Origin of the sequence: Variovorax sp. DAIF25 (assembly GCF_050711835.1) — a bacterium.
GTDB lineage: Bacteria > Pseudomonadota > Gammaproteobacteria > Burkholderiales > Burkholderiaceae_C > Variovorax.
The window spans coordinates 2,194,077-2,208,833 of sequence record NZ_CP136637.1 but is presented as its reverse complement, the minus strand read 5'-3'; the positions used below and the strand labels follow the sequence as shown (position 1 = coordinate 2,208,833).

Sequence of the window (14,757 nt, the reverse complement as noted above, 5' to 3'; positions counted from 1 at the left end):
GGCCGGCGTTCAATCGAGCTTCACGCCCGAGATGCGCACGATCTCGGCATAGCGCTTGGTCTCGCTGGCCATGAAGCGGCCGTACTCCTCGGGCGTGCCGCCGCCGACCTCGGCGCCGAAGGCCAGCATGCGCTTCTGGAACTCGGGCGACTTGAGCACCGCGTTGGCCTCGGCATTGAGCTTGGCGATGATGGCCTTGGGCGTGCCGGCCGGCGCCGACAGGCCGTACCAAGAGGAAGCATAGACACCGGACAGCCCCACCTCGTCGAAGGTGGGCACGTCGGGCAGCGCGGGGTTGCGCTTCTTCGAGGCCACCGCGAGCGCGCGCATCTTGCCGCTGGCGACGAAGGGCAGGCAGGTGGTGGTGTCGAGCATCAGCGAGACATGGCCCGCCGCGAGGTCGGCCTCGGCCGGCGCCGTCCCCTTGTAGGGCACGTGAACGATGTCGATCTTGGCCGCGCTGGCGAACTGCACCGCCGCCAGGTGCTGCGAGGAGCCGATGCCGCCCGAGGCGTAGTTGAGCTTGCCGGGGTTGGCGCGCGCGGCGTCGATCACGTCCTTGGCGGTCTTGAACGGCGAGTCGCCGGGCACCACCAAAATGTTCGGCACCGCCGACACGTAGATCACCGGCTCGAAGTCCTTGACCGGATCGAAACCGAGCTTGCTGTAGAGGCTGGCGTTGACCGCGTTCGGGCTGATCGAGGACATCAGCAGGTTGTAGCCATCGGGCTTCTGCCGCGCCGCGAGCTCGGTGCCGATGTTGCCGCCGGCGCCCGCGCGGTTGTCGATCACGAAGGGATGGCCGAGTCGGTGGCCCAGCATGTCGGACACGATGCGTGCCGTGGTGTCGACGCCGCCGCCCGCGGGCCAGGGCACCATGAGCTTGATCGGCTGGCTGGGGTAGTTGGCGGCCGCGTCCTGGGCCGGCGCCAGCGCGGGGCCGAAGCCCGCGAACAGTACCGCGGCCATCGTGCAGGCATGCAGTTTCTTCATCATTGCGCGTCTCCTGTCTTGTAGTGGCCGAATCCTAGGCCTGCAGAGGGAGGCGCGGCAATCACAATTAACGCATGCAGGCATGAGCTAAAGTCAGACCCCATGACACGCCGCCTGCCGCCGCTCAATGCCCTGCGCGCCTTCGAGGCCGCCGCGCGCTGCGGCAACTTCACGCGCGCCGCGCACGAGCTCTGCGTGACCCAGGGCGCGGTGAGCCGCCACATCGCCACGCTCGAGGCCTGGCTCGAGGTGCAGCTGTTCGAGCGCGGCCGCCATGGCATCCGGCTCACGCCCGCGGGCCAGAGCTACCACGCGAGCATGCGGGTGGCCTTCGACCAGATCGAGCTCGGCACGCGGCAGCTGCAGCAGAGCCCCGACGAGTGGCTGCTGCGCATCAAGCTCCCGCCCACCTTCGCGATCCGCTGGCTGATTCCGCGGCTGGCGCGCTTCCATGCCAAGCATCCGCGCATCGACGTGCAGATCACCACCTCGCACAAGCCGACCGATTTCGAGCGCGACGACGTGGACGTGAGCATCCATTCCGAGCCCAGCCCGCCCGAGGGCCCGGGCTACCGGCTGCTGTTCCGCGAGACGCTGCTGCCGGTGTGCGCGCCGGTGCTGCTGCAACGCGACCCGCCGCTCGCGCAGCCGGCCGACCTCGCGCAGCACGCGCTGCTGAGCTCGCTGAACCGGCCACAGGACTGGCCGGCCTGGCTCGAGGCCGCGGGGCTGAGCGGTCTCGACATCCATCGCGGCCTCAAGTTCGAGAACGCCGCCATGGCCTACCAGGCCGCGGCCGAGGGGCTGGGCGTGATGATGGGCCTGCTGGCCTTCGTGCGCGACGACCTCGCGAGCGGCCGGCTGGTGGCGCCGCTCGCGCTGCGGCTGCCGACCGAGGGCGGCTACTTCATGGCCTGGCGCGCCGACCGGCCGGTGCCGCAGCGGGTGCGCGACTTCGAGCACTGGATGGCCGAGGAAGTGGCGGCCGCCGAAGGCTGAACCCGGGGTTTCGACCGGGCCGCGGGCTTTCCCCGATGCGCCGTCGCGGCCATGCGGCCAAAAATGACTACGTATTCATGAATACGTACCCAAAGACGACTCCACCATGACACTGCACATCCAGAAACTCCCTTCGGTGCTGGGCGCCGAGGTGACCGGCATCAGCCTGCGCACCCTGACCGACCCCGACACGCTCGCGCAGCTGCGCGCCGGCATGGACGAGCACGCGGTGCTGGTCTTTCGCGACCAGCCGCTCGAGAACGAGGAGCAGCTCGCCTTCGCCGAGCGCTTCGACGGCACGCTGCACAGCAAGACCTCGGTCGCCGTGCTCGCCAAGAACCGCTTCGGCAACGAGGCCCTGACCGACATCTCCAACGTCGGCGCCGACGGCCAGATCCTGCCGGCCGACCACCGCCTGCGCATGAGCACCATCAGCAACCGGCTGTGGCACACCGACGCCTCGTTCGAGAACCCGCCCGGCCGCTACTCGATGCTGTCGGCGCGCGTGGTGCCGCCCGTGCGGGCCGACACCGAGTTCGCCGACATGCGCGCGGCCTACGACGCGCTCGACGACGCGACCAAGGCCGCCATCGAAGGGCTGCAGGTCTTCCATTCGATCGCCTACTCGCGCCAGATCATGGGCTTCGAGTTCTCCGAGGAAGAGAAGCAGCGGCTCAAGGGCGCGGTGCATCCGCTGGCGCGCACCCTGCCGCGCACCGGGCGGCGCTCGCTCTACCTCGCCTCGCATGCCTCGCACATCGTCGACATGGCCGTGCCCGAGGGCCGGCTGATCCTGCGCGACCTCAGCGAGCACGCGACGCAGCCGCAGTTCATCTACCGCCACGAATGGCGGGTGCACGACTTCGTGATCTGGGACAACCGCACCACCATGCACCGCGCGCGGCCCTTCGACGACAAGAAGTACCGGCGCGAGCTGCGGCGCACGACGACGCTGGACCTGCCGCTGTCCGCGGCCTCGACCGCGACGGTGGCCGCATGAAGGCCCGTTCCCTGTTGCGCGCCGCGAGCCTGTGCGTGGCCTCGCTCGTGGTGTCGGCCGCCGCGCTGGCCCAGGCCTGGCCATCGAAGCAGCCCGTGCGCTTCGTGGTGCCCTACCCGCCCGGCGGCGCCTCCGACGTGACCGCGCGCCTGCTCAGCGTGAAGCTCACCGAGGCGCTGGGCCAGGCCTTCGTGGTCGAGAACCGGCCCGGTGCCAACGGCCTGATCGCGCTCGAGTACGTCGCCAAGTCGGCGCCCGACGGCTACACCATCCTGATGGCCAACCTCGGACCCAACGCGATCAACCCGGCCGTCTACCGCAAGCTGCCCTACGACGCGATCAAGGACTTCACGCCGATCACGCTGACCTCGGTGGTGCCGCTGGTGGTGCTGGTGCAGCCGTCGATGCCGGTGAACTCGATGAAGGAGCTGATCGCCTATGCCAAGGCCCATCCCGACAAGCTGACCTATGCCTCGGCCGGCAACGGATCGGCCAACCATCTCGCGGGCGAGATGATGAAGTCGATGGCGGGCTTCAAGATGGTCCACGTGCCCTACAAGGGCGATGCGCCCGGCCTGCAGGACACCATCGCGGGCAACGTGAGCGTGATCTTCCCGACCGTGATCGGCGGCATGTCGCAGATCAAGAGCGGCCTGCTCAAGCCGATCGCGGTGACCGGTGCCAAGCGCTCGTCGGCGCTGGGCTCCGTGCCCACGGTGGCCGAAGGCGGCATCCCGAACTTCGAGGCCAACTCGTGGGGCGGCGTGATGGGGCCGGCCAACCTGCCGCCCGAGATCGTCGCGCGGCTCAACACCGAGATCGTGAAGATCCTCAAGCAGCCGGAGACGGCCGCCAAGCTCACCTCGATGGGTGCCGACATCGTCGGCTCGACGCCCGAGGAGTTTGCGAGCTACCTGAAGAACGAGGTCGCGAAGTGGGGCAAGGTCGCCCACGAGAACAACATCACGTTGGACTGAGCCGCGAGGCGTCGATCAGCCGGCCGTGCCCCGCACGATGAACGCGTGCGGCAGCACCACGCGCGCCGGCTCCATCTGCTGGTTGTCGAGCCGCGCGCACAGCCGCGCGACCGCGGCCTCCACCATCGCCTCACGCGACTGCGAGACCGTCGTGAGCGCGATGCTGTCCCAGGCAGCCATCGGCACGTCGTCGTGGCCCACCACCCAGACGTCGCGCGGCACCGCGAGCCCCTGCGAGCGCACGCCGTCGAGCGCGCCGATCGCCACGATGTCGTTGACGCCGAAGATCGCATCGACGCGGCCCGCCTGCAGGATCGCGCGCGCAGCCTCCTGCCCCGCGGCATAGGAGAACTTCGGCACCCGCGCGACCGCGCCCGGGCTCGGCGCGACGCCGCGCCGCGCGAGCTCCTCGACGAAGCCCTGCTCGCGCTCGCGCAAGGTGCTCGGCAGGTCGTGGCCCGAGATCAGGCCGATCCGCGTGCGCCCGTGGTCCACGAAGAAGCCCGCGGTCGAGGCGCCGCTCGCGCGGTTGTCGCTCGAGAACTGGTCGAAGGCATCGGAGCCCACCGTGCGATGCAGCAGCACCAGCGGCACCTTCTGCGCGATGCGCTCGAGCAGCGGCAGCGAGGCCTCGGTGGCCGTGGTGGTGATGACGCCGTCTACGCCGCTCTCGACCATCACGCGCATGGTCGCGTCGCTGAAGTCTTCTTCCTCGTAGACCGAGGCCGAGAGGCCGCGCTTGCGCAACGCGGCCGAGAGCAGCTGCAGCATCGCCGGATAGAGCGGATTGACCGCGAGATTCGCGACCACCAGCGCGATGATGCCGGTGCGCTTGGTGCGCATCCAGCGCGCGGCCGCGTTGGGCGCGTAGCCCGATTGCGCGATCGCATCGAGCACCGCCTGGCGCGTGGCCGGCTGCACCAGCGGCGAGTTCTGCAGCACGCGCGACACCGTCGCCTGCGACACCCCCGCGAGCCGCGCGACGTCCCTGCTGGTGGGCTTGCCGCCGGAACCGATCATGAAGAAGCCGCTGGAGATGCCATGCGGCGATTCTAGGATGGCGTGCCGACGCGCCGCCCCTCGAAGCCGGGCCCCGCAACGGCCTCAGAGATCGAGCGTCAACACCTCGCCGAGCGCGCGCGAACAGCACGGCAGGAACTGGTCGTGCAGCGCCTGTTCCTGCGCCGTGAGAAAGGCATCGCGGTGCTCGACCCGGCCCTCGAGCACCGGTGTGAGGCAGCTTCCGCAGACCCCTTGTTCGCAGGACGATGCGATCTCGATGCCTTCGCGCCGCAGCGCCTGCAGCGCCGTCTCGCCGGCCGCGACGGCGATGCGCCTGCCGCTGCGCGCCGCGACCAGCTCGAAGCCGCGATCGCCTTGCGCCGCCGCCACGGGCTGGAAGGACTCGTGGTGCAACCTGCGCGCGTCCCAGCCCGCGGCCTTCGCGGTGCGCAGCACATGGTCCATGAAGCCCTGCGGGCCGCAGACATAGAGCCGCGCGTCGGCGGGCCGGCCGGCCAGCACCCGCGCGGCATCGAACGCGGCCTCGTCGTCCGCATGCAAGTGCACTGCGTGCGCGAACGGCGAGCGCAGCAGCTCGTCGACGAAGGCCATGGCGCCGCGCGAGCGCGCGCAGTAGTGCAGCTCGAATGGCGAGCCGGCCGCATGCAGTGCCGCCGCCATGCTCAGCAGCGGCGTGATGCCGATGCCGCCCGCGACGAGCAGCGACCATGGGCTTTGCGGCTGCAGCGGGAACAGGTTCCTCGGCATCGAGATCCGCAGCGCGCTGCCCGCGTGCAGCCGGGCGTGCACTGCTTCGGAGCCGCCGCGCGAGGCGGCGGTCTTCAGCACCGCGATGCGATAGCGCGCGGGCGCCGCGCACGGCGCGCCGAGCAGCGAGTACTGCCGCACGAAGCCACCGACATGCACGTCGATGTGCGCGCCGGCATCGAAGGCCGGCAGCGGCGCGCCGTCGCGCGCCTCGATCTCGAGCGCGCAGATGTCCGGCGCCACGCTCGCGCGCGCGGCGATGCGCGCCTCGATCGGCCGCGTGTCGGTCATTCGGCTTGCACGGCGTTCGACAGGATGCCCACGCCGTCCACCTCGATCTCCACCACGTCCCCCGCGCGCAGGTACAGCGGCGGCTGGCGCTTGAAGCCCACGCCGCCGGGCGTGCCGGTCACGATCACGTCGCCCGGCTCGAGCGCGGTGAAGGTCGAGATGTAGGCGATCAGGGTGGGCATTGGAAAGATCAGCTGCGCGGTCGTCGCCTGCTGCACCACCTCGCCGTTGAGCCGCGTGGCCAGACCCAGTTCCTGGCCGTCGGCGATCTCGCCGCGCGTGACCATCCAGGGCCCGAAGCCGCCCGTGGCGGGAAAGTTCTTGCCCGGCGTCCACTGCGTGGTGTGGGCCTGCCAGTCGCGCACCGAGGCATCGTTGTAGGGCGCATAGCCGGCCACGTGTGCCCAGGCATCCTGCTCGCGGATGCGTCGGCCACCGCGGCCGATGACGATCGCGATCTCGCCCTCGTAGTCGAGGCAGGTGGATTCGCGCGGCAGCACGATCGGCTGGCCGTGGCCGACCTGGGAGGACGCCACGCGCAGGAACACGGTCGGCTGGCCGGTCTTCTCGCGCCGCGCCTCGACGCGGTGCTCCTCGTAGTTGAGGCCGATGCAGAAGATGCGCGGCGCGTCGGGCACGACCGGCAGCAGCGTCACCTCACCGAGCGCGACGCCGGGGGCGGCACTCCTGGCCAAGGCCTCGATCGCGGGCAGGTCCAGTTGGGCGAGCGCGCTGCGCAGCGTGGGGCAGCGGTCCTGCGACGCGGCCTGCAGGTCGACGATGCGTTCATCGACGAGCGCGCCCCAGCGCGCCCGTCCCTGGTGGGAATAGCTCAGAAGTTTCATGACGGAAAGCGGCCCCCTGACGAGGGGCGGGTGGAAGAAAAACGGAAGAAGGGCCGCGCTCAGTCGGCCGTGACGCCGGCCGACTTCACGATGCGCCCCCACTTGTCGTACTCGGCCAGGAAGTAGCTCCTGAACTGCTCGGGCGTGCCGCCGCGCACGCTCGCGCCCTGCGAGGCCAGCGTCTCCTGCAGCTCCTTCTCGCCGAGCGCCGCGTTGACCGCGGCCGAGAGCTTGTCGATGACGGGCCGCGGCGTGCCGGCCGGCGCCAGCAGCCCGAACCAGGTGCCGGCCTCGAAGCCCGCGACGCCGGCCTGCTGCATGGTCGGCACCTGCGGGAACTGCGGCGAGCGCTCGGTGGAAGTGATCGCGAGCGCGCGCAGCTTGCCGGCCTTGACCAGCGGCGCCGAGGTGCTGAAGACGTCGAACATCAGGTCGATCTGCCCCGCCACCAGGTCGACCAGCGCGGGCCCGCTGCCCTTGTAGGGCACGTGCACCATGTCCACGCCGGTCAGCGTCTTGAAGTACTCCCCGGCCAGGTGCGCGGCACTGCCGTTGCCGAAGGATCCGTACGACAGCTTGCCGGGGTTCGCCTTGGCCTGCGCGATCAACTCGGCCACGGTGTCGGCCTTGAGGCCAGGCTTCACGGCCAGCAGCAGCGGTTGCGTGGCCACCAGCGCGATCGGTTCGAAGGACTTGACCGGGTCGTAGCTCAGCTTCGCATAGGTGTGCGGCGTCACCGTGAGCGGACCCGCGGCGCTGAACAGCAGCGTGTAGCCATCGGCCGACGCCTTGGCCACGAAGTCCTGGCCCAGGGTGCCGCCGGCCCCCGCGCGGTTCTCGACCACCACGGCCTGCCCGAGCCGTTCGGACAGCGACTTGGCCATGAGCCGCCCCGTCTGGTCGGTCGAGCCGCCGACCGCGTAGGGAATGATCAGCTTGATGGGTTTGGACGGGTAGGTGCTCGCATGGACGGTGGCGGCACCGACCAGCGCACAGGCCGCGAACGCCAGCGCGGCGGGCCAGCGGAACTTCTTCATCGGGTTCATCGTGTCTTGTCTCCAGGATTTCTTGTCGGGAACGGGGAAGCGGAAAAAAGCTAGCGAGCGCTGGTGGCCTCCTCGGCGCTCGGTGCGCCCGGCGCCGCCGCGATGCGGCCGACGGTGTCGCCGAAGCGCTCGAGCATCACCTGCTCGAAGGACACGCCCTCGGAAGCGAACCAGCTTCCCGAGCGCAGACGGTAGGCCTCGTGCCGCAGCGGCGCCTCGGGTTCGATGCCGCGCGCCAGTGCCTTCGCACCCGTGAGCACGGTGCGGCGAAAGCGCACCACGGCGGCATCGGAGGCCGAGAGGTGCTCCTGCGTGCGATCCGCGATGCGGCCCTGGCTGTCCTGGATCATCGCGTCCTGCTCGGCCACGCCGCGCACGCCGGTGAAGCTGATGTGCTTCTGGTGGACGCGGTCGATCAGGTATTCGTTGGAGCGGTTGCGGATCGGGATGAAGTCCGCATCCACCTCCGCGATCACGCCATGGCCTTCCTTGAACTTCGCGACCTCCTCCTCGCCGAGCGGGCGATCCGGGTTCCACGCATAGGTGTAGATCCAGCAGTTCTCGTCGTCGATCGGCACCCAGGTGTAGCCGAAGTGGGTCTCGCCGGGCAGCGTGGAGGGCGTGGTGCTGTGCGAGGGCAGCGCGAACTGCGCGCTGCGCCAGTAGCGCACGCCATCGTCGGCGCGCCGCGCGCCACCCACGACGAAGCCGACCTCGTGCTCGAGGATCGAGAACAGCGGCAGCGGGTCCTCGCGGATCCAGCGCAGGCGCTTCTCGTCGGCCGGCGCATCGGGGTTCGCGTTCGAGGGCACGCCCGGTGCCGGCATGTGCAGGAACGAGAAGTGCGAGGTGTCGAGCGCGCCCTCGATCGATTGCGCCCAATTGCATTCCTGCAGCTTCTTGGTGACGTAGCGGTACGACTCCGGCAAGGCCGCGAACTCGAGCTGCGGCAGCTCGGGCAGTTCGCGCTCCCACGGATCGGGTCCCATGTAGGCCCAGACCACGCCGCCGTGCTCGCGCGTCGGATAGGCCTTGAGCCGCAGCGTCTGGTGGTAGCTCGCGCCGGGCGGCACGTTGGGCAGCTCCACCGGGCGCCCCTGCAGGTCGAACTGCCAGCCATGGAACACGCAGCGGATCGCGCAGTTCTCGTTGCGCCCGAAGTACAGGTCCGCGCCGCGGTGCGGGCAGCGCGCGTCGACCAGTCCGACCACGCCCTCGCTGTTGCGGAAGGCCACCAGCCTCTCGCCCATGATGTTCACGCGCATCGGCGCGCCGTCGCGCTCCGGCAGTTCGCGCGACAGCGCCACGGGCTGCCAGAAGCGGCGGAAGAACTGGCCCATCGGTGTCTGGGCCCCGGTGCGGGTGAGCATGTCGTTGTCGGCGGCGCTGAGCATCGCGGTCGTCTCCTCGTGGGTGGTGTTGTTCAGTGCGCGGCCGCTGGCGTGCGCGGATCGCGGATGCCGTGATCGGCGGCCCATTGCAGCGTGTCGAGCGTGTGGCCCGAAGGCGCGTACTCGCAGCCGATCCATCCCTCCCAACCCATCTGCTCGATCAGTTCGAACAGGTAGGGGAAACGGATCTCGCCGGTGCCCGGTTCGTTGCGGCCCGGCACGCTGCCGACCTGGATGTGCCCGACGTGAGGCCATGCGGCCTTCAGGCGTTCGGCGATGGCACCTTGCTCCGTCTGGATGTGGAAGGTGTCGAAGCACAGCTTCACGTTGCCGCGGCCCAGCGCCTCGACCACCGCCACGCCCTCCTCGATGCGGTGATAGAGGAAGTCGGGAAAGCGCGCCCGGCAGCAGGGCTCGAGGATCAGCGTGAGCCCGCTCGCGCGGGCCTGGTCGGCGGCCCAGGCGATGTTCTCCTTGAACAGGTCCATGCAGCGGGCGCGGTCCATGTCCGGCCCGATGTTGCCGGGCATCACGTGGATCATCGGACCGCCAACCTGCGCCGCATAGTCGATCGCGGTGTGGATGCTCTGCCGGAAGCGCGCCTCGAGTCCCGGCAGCGCCGCGTAGCCGCGCTCGCCGGCGTCCCAGTCGAAGGGCGAGAGGATCTGCACCAGCGCAAGCCCGTTGGCCTCGAGCCGGGCCGCGATCTCGCGTGCCGGATGTTCGTAGGGGAAAGCCACCTCCACGCCGCGGAAGCCGGCCCTGGCGGCCGCCTCGTAACGCTCGAGCATCGGGTATTCGGTGAACAGCCACCGCAGGTTGGGATCGAATCGCAGCATCGTGGAATCGCTTCGTGTTTGTCTCGGATGAAGGGCATCGTAGGTAGCGGGTATTGCTAAGACAAGCTAGACTTTTTTAGGCCCTGTTGAGCTTGTCTTATGAATATCGGGAACGTGTCCCTGCGCCAGTTGCGCGCCTTCGTCGCCATCGCCGATGCCGGCAGCTTTGCCGCGGCGGCGCGCCGGCTCCATCTCACGCCTTCGGCGCTGAGCCTCTTGATCCGCGATCTCGAACGCAACGTGGGGGTACGACTGTTCGACCGCACGACGCGGTCGACCGCGCTCGCGCTGGCGGGCAGCGAGTTCTATCCGCTCGCGCGGCAGGTGCTCGACGATCTCTCGCGCGCGCTCGAGAGCACGCAGGACCTCGAGCAGAAGAAACGCGGCACGGTGCGCATCGCCTGCACGCCGCTCTATGCGGCGACGACGCTGCCCGAAATGATCCATCGCTACCGCCGCCGGTATCCGGCGATCGCGGTCTACGTGCTCGATTCGCTGAACCAGCAGGCCACCGCGCGGGTCGTGAGCGGCGAGGCCGACCTCTGCATCGCGCCGCAGCGCCCGACGCCGCCCGAATTGCTGCAGCAAAGCCTGATGCGCGATCGCATCCGGCTGGTGTGCCCGGGCGACCATGCGCTGGCCGCGCGCGCCCGCGTGACCTGGGCGCAGGCGCTGCAGCACCCGTTCGTGAGCCTCACGCCCGACTTCACGAACCGGCTGCAGGCCGACCTGTTCAAGCACTCGGATGCGCTGGCGCTGCATCCGGCGCACGAGGTGTCGTTCATCACCACCGCGCTCGGCATGGTGCGCGGCGGCTTCGGCATCACGGCCCAGCCCAGTCGCGTGCTGCCGATGCTCGAATCCTTCGGCCTGGTGTCGCGGCCGCTGACCTCACCGACGGTGGACCGCCACCTGTCGCTGTTCTGCGCGCGGGCCCGCGCACTGTCGCCGGCGGCCGAAAGCTTCAGGGACTTCCTGGTCGGCGAGCTGTCGGATGCACCGGCCGAGTTGCGCCCTGGCGCGGGATGAGTCCCGCGCTCAGCGCTCCAGGTAGCCGTAAGCCGACAAACAAGCCTTCAGCGGCGCGCTCGCGCCCGTGCCGTACTCGAGCCGCTGCGGCGTGGTCGACTGCCGGTTCTTCTCGTCCTGTTCCGCCAGCGTCTTGCCCACGCGGTACTGGCACAGCAGCATCAGGTTCTCGGGCACCGACACGCCCGCGGTGTTGGTGAAGGACTTGGGCCGGTCCGAGTGGTAGGTCTCGCTCGGTGCCGCGGCCTTCGGCGCATCCTTGGACGGGCCGGACTTCGGCCACAGGCTGCAGCCCGACAGCGCCACGACGATGGCCACGAGGCCGCAAAACTTTGGATGCACTTCGATCTCCTGAGGGGTTGCGAGACGCAGCGGCTTGCGCTCCCGCCGGCCGCGATGGGGCCGGCGGAATATAGCGGACGCACGGGCCGCGCGTTCGATCGCCCCCTCCGTCCGACACTCAATCCGACAGCGCCCGCATCCGCGCGTACAGGTCGGCCTTGCCCTCGAAGCCGATGCCCGGCAGCGGCGGCAGCGTGACGTGGCCGTTCTCCACCTTCACGCCGTCGGGGAAGCCGCCGAAGGGCTGGAACAGGTCGGGGTAGGACTCGTTGCCGCCGAGCCCCAGGCCGGCCGCGATGTTGAGCGACATCTGGTGGCCGCCATGCGGGATGCAGCGGCTCGCGGACCAGCCGTGCTGCTTGAGCATGTCGAGCGTGCGCAGGTACTCGACCAGGCCGTAGCTGAGCGCGCAATCGAACTGCAGCCAGTCGCGGTCGGGCCGCATGCCGCCGTGGCGGATCAGGTTGCGCGCGTCCTGCATCGAGAACAGGTTCTCGCCCGTGGCCATCGGGTTGGCGTAGTAGTTGCGCAGCGTGGCCTGCAGTTCGAAGTCGAGCGGATCGCCGGCTTCCTCGTACCAGAAGAGGTCGTACTGCGACAACGCCTTGGCATAGGCGATCGCCGTGTCGAGGTCGAAGCGGCCGTTCGCGTCCACGCAGAGCTTCTGGCCGTCCTGCAGCACGCCGAGGATCGAGTCGATGCGGCGCAGGTCCTCGTCGAGCGAATCGCCGCCGATCTTCTTCTTGACCACCGTGTAGCCGCGGTCGATGTAGCTGCGCATCTCGTCCTTGAGCTTGCCGTGGTCCTGGCCCGGGTAGTAGTAGCCGCCGGCCGCGTAGACGAAGACCTTCGGGTTCGGCGTGCCGTTGCCGTAGCGCTCGGCCAGCAGCTGGAACAGCGGCTTGCCCTCGATCTTCGCCACCGCGTCCCACACCGCCATGTCGATGGTGCCGATGGCGACCGAGCGCTCGCCATGGCCGCCGGGCTTCTCGTTCTTGAACATCGTGTCCCACACCTTGTGCGGATCGAGGTTGCGGCCGCTCGCGTCGAGCAGCGTGTCGGGCTGCGCTTCGAGGATGCGCGGAATGAAGCGCTCGCGCATCAGCGTGCCTTGGCCGTAGCGGCCGTTCGAATTGAAGCCGTAGCCGACCACCGGCTTGCCGTCGCGGACCACGTCGGTGATCACCGCCACGAGGCTCAGGGTCATCTTGCTAAAGTCGATGTACGCATTGCGGATGGGCGAACTGATCGGAAGGGTCTGTTCGCGGATCTCGACGATCTTCACGGGAGGTCTCCAGGAGCTGAGGAAGACCCGATGGTGGCCGCGCGGCGCCGATCCGGCCAATGCCCTTTTTCTAGACTTCGATGCCTTGAAAGCACCGCCATGAATTTCCTCTGGCTCGACGATTTCCTGGTGCTGGCCGAAACGGGCAACTTCTCGCGCGCGGCCGAGGAGCGCCACCTGACCCAGCCGGCCTTCAGCCGCCGCGTGCGTGCGCTCGAGGAATGGCTGGGCACCGAGCTGTTCGACCGCAGCGGCCAGCCCGCCACGCTCACGCCCGCGGGCGAATGGTTCGGCACGGTCGCGCGCGAGCTGCGTGCGCGCGTCGACCGCATTCCGGCCGATGCGCGCGCCGTCAACGAAGCCGATGCCGCGACCCTGCGGCTCGCCGCCACGCACGCGCTCTCGTTCACCTTCCTGCCGCGCTGGCTGCGCGCGCTCGAGTCGCGCGTGGCGCTGGGCCCGGTGCAGCTCATGTCCGACCTGCTGCCGCGCTGCGAGCTGCTGCTGTCGCAGGGCAAGGTGCAGTTCGTGCTGAGCCATGCGCATCCCGAGGCCGCGAACTCGCTCGATGGCTCGGACACGCTGTCGACGCAGATCGGCGCCGACGCGCTGGTGCCGGTCAGCGCGCACGGCCCCCGGGGCCGCACGCGGCATGTGCTGGGCAAGAGCGCCACCGCGCCCGTGCCGTTGCTTGCCTACAGCCAGGAATCGGGGCTGGGACGGATCGCGCAGGCCGTGCTGGGCCGCAGGCTCGATGCGCTGGCGCCGAAGGTGGTGTTCACCGCGCACCTGGCCTCGGTGCTGCGGACCATGGCGCTCGATGGGCGGGGGATTGCGTGGCTGCCGAGGACATTGGTCGACGAGGACATCGCGGCGGGAACGCTGGTGCCGGCCGGTGGCGAGGAATGGGTCGTGCCGCTGCAGGTGCGGCTGTACCGCGGGCGCGAGCCGATGGGCACGGCGGTCGAGGCGTTCTGGAAGGCGGCGCATCGCCACGCTCGACCCTGACATTCACCGGACCCATCGCCATGGGAGCATGGCTCCGGGAATTCCTCTTCGGATTTCGTGGCGCTTCTGACGGCTCGCAACCGGACAAGCGGGCTACCGCGCCTCGAGCGATCCGAGCTTGGATTCGACGCTGCGGACCAGATCCACCAGGCGGGGGCCCAAGCTCCTTTCGAGCTGGTCGATATCCGTGGAATAGGACGGCACGGTCAGGTTGAAGGCCAGTGCCATTCCATTGACGGGCATGCGCATCGGAACTCCCACCGCAGCGAGCGTGGGTTGCCAGTCGCCCGACACCACGCAGAAGTCTCGCGCGGCGATTTGCTCCTGGGCCTGCGCCGCCGCTTGCGAGAACGCAGTCCAGTCTTCAGGCTGCGATTCCTCGAGCCGCTTCAGTACCAAGGCGCGTTCTTGCGGATCGAGCGCGAAGAGCAGCGCCCTGCCCATCGCCGTGCGCAAGATCGGACGCGTGGAGCCGATATCGGGACGGGTCGAGTTGGTGTCCAACCCTTGAACCGTTTCGACGTAGACGACCTGTAGTCGATCCCGTGTCCCCACGGACACAGGACCTCGCACATAGCGCGCGAGCTCCAGCATCTCGGGCGCGGCCACCCGCCGGATCATCAACTGCGACAGCAGCGGATAGCCCAGCGACAGCACCGCAGGCCCGAGCGAGTACTTGCCTGTCTGCGAGTCCTTTCGCAGGTACCCCAACCCCATGAGCGTGAAGGCGAGCCGCGAGACGGTGGGGCGCGTCAGTCCCAACTTGTCAGCGATGTCCTTGTTGCCGAGGGTCAGCGCGCCCCCCGCAAAGCAGCCAAGCACCGCCAACCCCGAAGCCAGCGTCGAAGCGAACTGCGGATGGTTGGCCAACGCTTCGTCGCCGAGGAATTCCGGACCGGGGAGATCCCGCTTGGCGGGTTGTTGAGAAGCCATGTTGACATT

Annotated in this window: 15 protein-coding genes; 5 read left to right on the top strand and 10 right to left on the bottom strand. The window is 69.3% G+C overall.

What is annotated here, in order from left to right:
* Nucleotides 1–9 precede the first annotated feature (9 nt).
* Complete coding sequence (locus tag R0232_RS44700) at nt 10–996, bottom strand: Bug family tripartite tricarboxylate transporter substrate binding protein (RefSeq protein ID WP_203207827.1); 987 nt, start codon at nt 994–996, stop codon at nt 10–12.
* A 99-nt stretch (nt 997–1,095) separates the two neighbouring features.
* Here R0232_RS44700 and gcvA point away from each other — a divergent pair, with 99 nt between their 5' ends.
* The 3 genes from gcvA to R0232_RS44685 all read left to right on the top strand — a co-directional run bounded on the left by gcvA (nt 1,096) and on the right by R0232_RS44685 (nt 3,969).
* Nucleotides 1,096–1,992 carry a transcriptional regulator GcvA gene (gene gcvA / locus R0232_RS44695; RefSeq protein ID WP_431513628.1) on the top strand — a complete coding sequence of 299 codons (897 nt, stop codon included), beginning with the start codon at nt 1,096–1,098 and terminating at the stop codon, nt 1,990–1,992.
* Nucleotides 1,993–2,098: 106 nt separating this feature from the next.
* Nucleotides 2,099–2,992, top strand: a complete 894-nt coding sequence (locus R0232_RS44690; protein WP_431513627.1) for a TauD/TfdA dioxygenase family protein — start codon at nt 2,099–2,101, stop codon at nt 2,990–2,992.
* Nucleotides 2,989–3,969, top strand: coding sequence for a Bug family tripartite tricarboxylate transporter substrate binding protein (locus R0232_RS44685; RefSeq protein ID WP_431513626.1), 981 nt, complete (start codon nt 2,989–2,991; stop codon nt 3,967–3,969). The genes R0232_RS44690 and R0232_RS44685 overlap by 4 nt, the downstream gene beginning before the upstream one ends.
* A gap of 15 nt (nt 3,970–3,984) precedes the next feature.
* Here R0232_RS44685 and R0232_RS44680 read toward each other — a convergent pair whose 3' ends face one another.
* From R0232_RS44680 to R0232_RS44655, 6 genes are all read right to left on the bottom strand, one after another.
* Complete coding sequence (locus R0232_RS44680; RefSeq protein WP_431513625.1) at nt 3,985–4,989, bottom strand: LacI family DNA-binding transcriptional regulator; 1,005 nt, start codon at nt 4,987–4,989, stop codon at nt 3,985–3,987.
* 84 nt (nt 4,990–5,073) lie between these two features.
* Nucleotides 5,074–6,030: a PDR/VanB family oxidoreductase gene (locus R0232_RS44675; protein ID WP_431513624.1), complete on the bottom strand. Its 957-nt coding sequence runs from the start codon at nt 6,028–6,030 to the stop codon at nt 5,074–5,076.
* Nucleotides 6,027–6,875, bottom strand: a complete 849-nt coding sequence (locus R0232_RS44670) for a fumarylacetoacetate hydrolase family protein (RefSeq protein ID WP_431513623.1) — start codon at nt 6,873–6,875, stop codon at nt 6,027–6,029. Before R0232_RS44670 ends, R0232_RS44675 begins: the two co-directional genes overlap by 4 nt.
* 59 nt (nt 6,876–6,934) lie before the next feature.
* Complete coding sequence (locus tag R0232_RS44665) at nt 6,935–7,921, bottom strand: Bug family tripartite tricarboxylate transporter substrate binding protein (RefSeq protein WP_431513622.1); 987 nt, start codon at nt 7,919–7,921, stop codon at nt 6,935–6,937.
* Between the two features lie 50 nt (nt 7,922–7,971).
* Entirely contained in the window at nt 7,972–9,315 is a 1,344-nt protein-coding gene (locus tag R0232_RS44660; protein WP_431513621.1) for a Rieske 2Fe-2S domain-containing protein, read from the bottom strand.
* A 29-nt stretch (nt 9,316–9,344) separates the two neighbouring features.
* Complete coding sequence (locus tag R0232_RS44655) at nt 9,345–10,151, bottom strand: hydroxypyruvate isomerase family protein (protein ID WP_431513620.1); 807 nt, start codon at nt 10,149–10,151, stop codon at nt 9,345–9,347.
* 99 nt (nt 10,152–10,250) lie between these two features.
* Between R0232_RS44655 and R0232_RS44650 the strand changes: the two genes are divergently transcribed.
* A complete protein-coding gene (locus R0232_RS44650; RefSeq protein WP_431513619.1) occupies nt 10,251–11,180 on the top strand; it encodes a LysR substrate-binding domain-containing protein in 930 nt (309 codons plus the stop codon).
* A gap of 9 nt (nt 11,181–11,189) precedes the next feature.
* Here R0232_RS44650 and R0232_RS44645 read toward each other — a convergent pair whose 3' ends face one another.
* Together R0232_RS44645 and R0232_RS44640 are read right to left on the bottom strand one after the other, a co-directional pair.
* Nucleotides 11,190–11,522 carry a hypothetical protein gene (locus R0232_RS44645; protein ID WP_143129319.1) on the bottom strand — a complete coding sequence of 111 codons (333 nt, stop codon included), beginning with the start codon at nt 11,520–11,522 and terminating at the stop codon, nt 11,190–11,192.
* Between the two features lie 118 nt (nt 11,523–11,640).
* Nucleotides 11,641–12,807 (bottom strand): mandelate racemase/muconate lactonizing enzyme family protein, encoded by a 1,167-nt coding sequence (locus R0232_RS44640; protein ID WP_431513618.1) that lies wholly within the window; start codon nt 12,805–12,807, stop codon nt 11,641–11,643.
* A gap of 99 nt (nt 12,808–12,906) precedes the next feature.
* On the opposite strand from R0232_RS44640, the gene R0232_RS44635 reads away from it, so the two are divergent.
* Nucleotides 12,907–13,815, top strand: a complete 909-nt coding sequence (locus tag R0232_RS44635; RefSeq protein WP_431513617.1) for a LysR family transcriptional regulator — start codon at nt 12,907–12,909, stop codon at nt 13,813–13,815.
* A gap of 93 nt (nt 13,816–13,908) precedes the next feature.
* Here R0232_RS44635 and R0232_RS44630 read toward each other — a convergent pair whose 3' ends face one another.
* Nucleotides 13,909–14,748, bottom strand: a complete 840-nt coding sequence (locus tag R0232_RS44630) for an IclR family transcriptional regulator (RefSeq protein WP_203207840.1) — start codon at nt 14,746–14,748, stop codon at nt 13,909–13,911.
* Between the last annotated feature and the right edge of the window lie 9 nt (nt 14,749–14,757).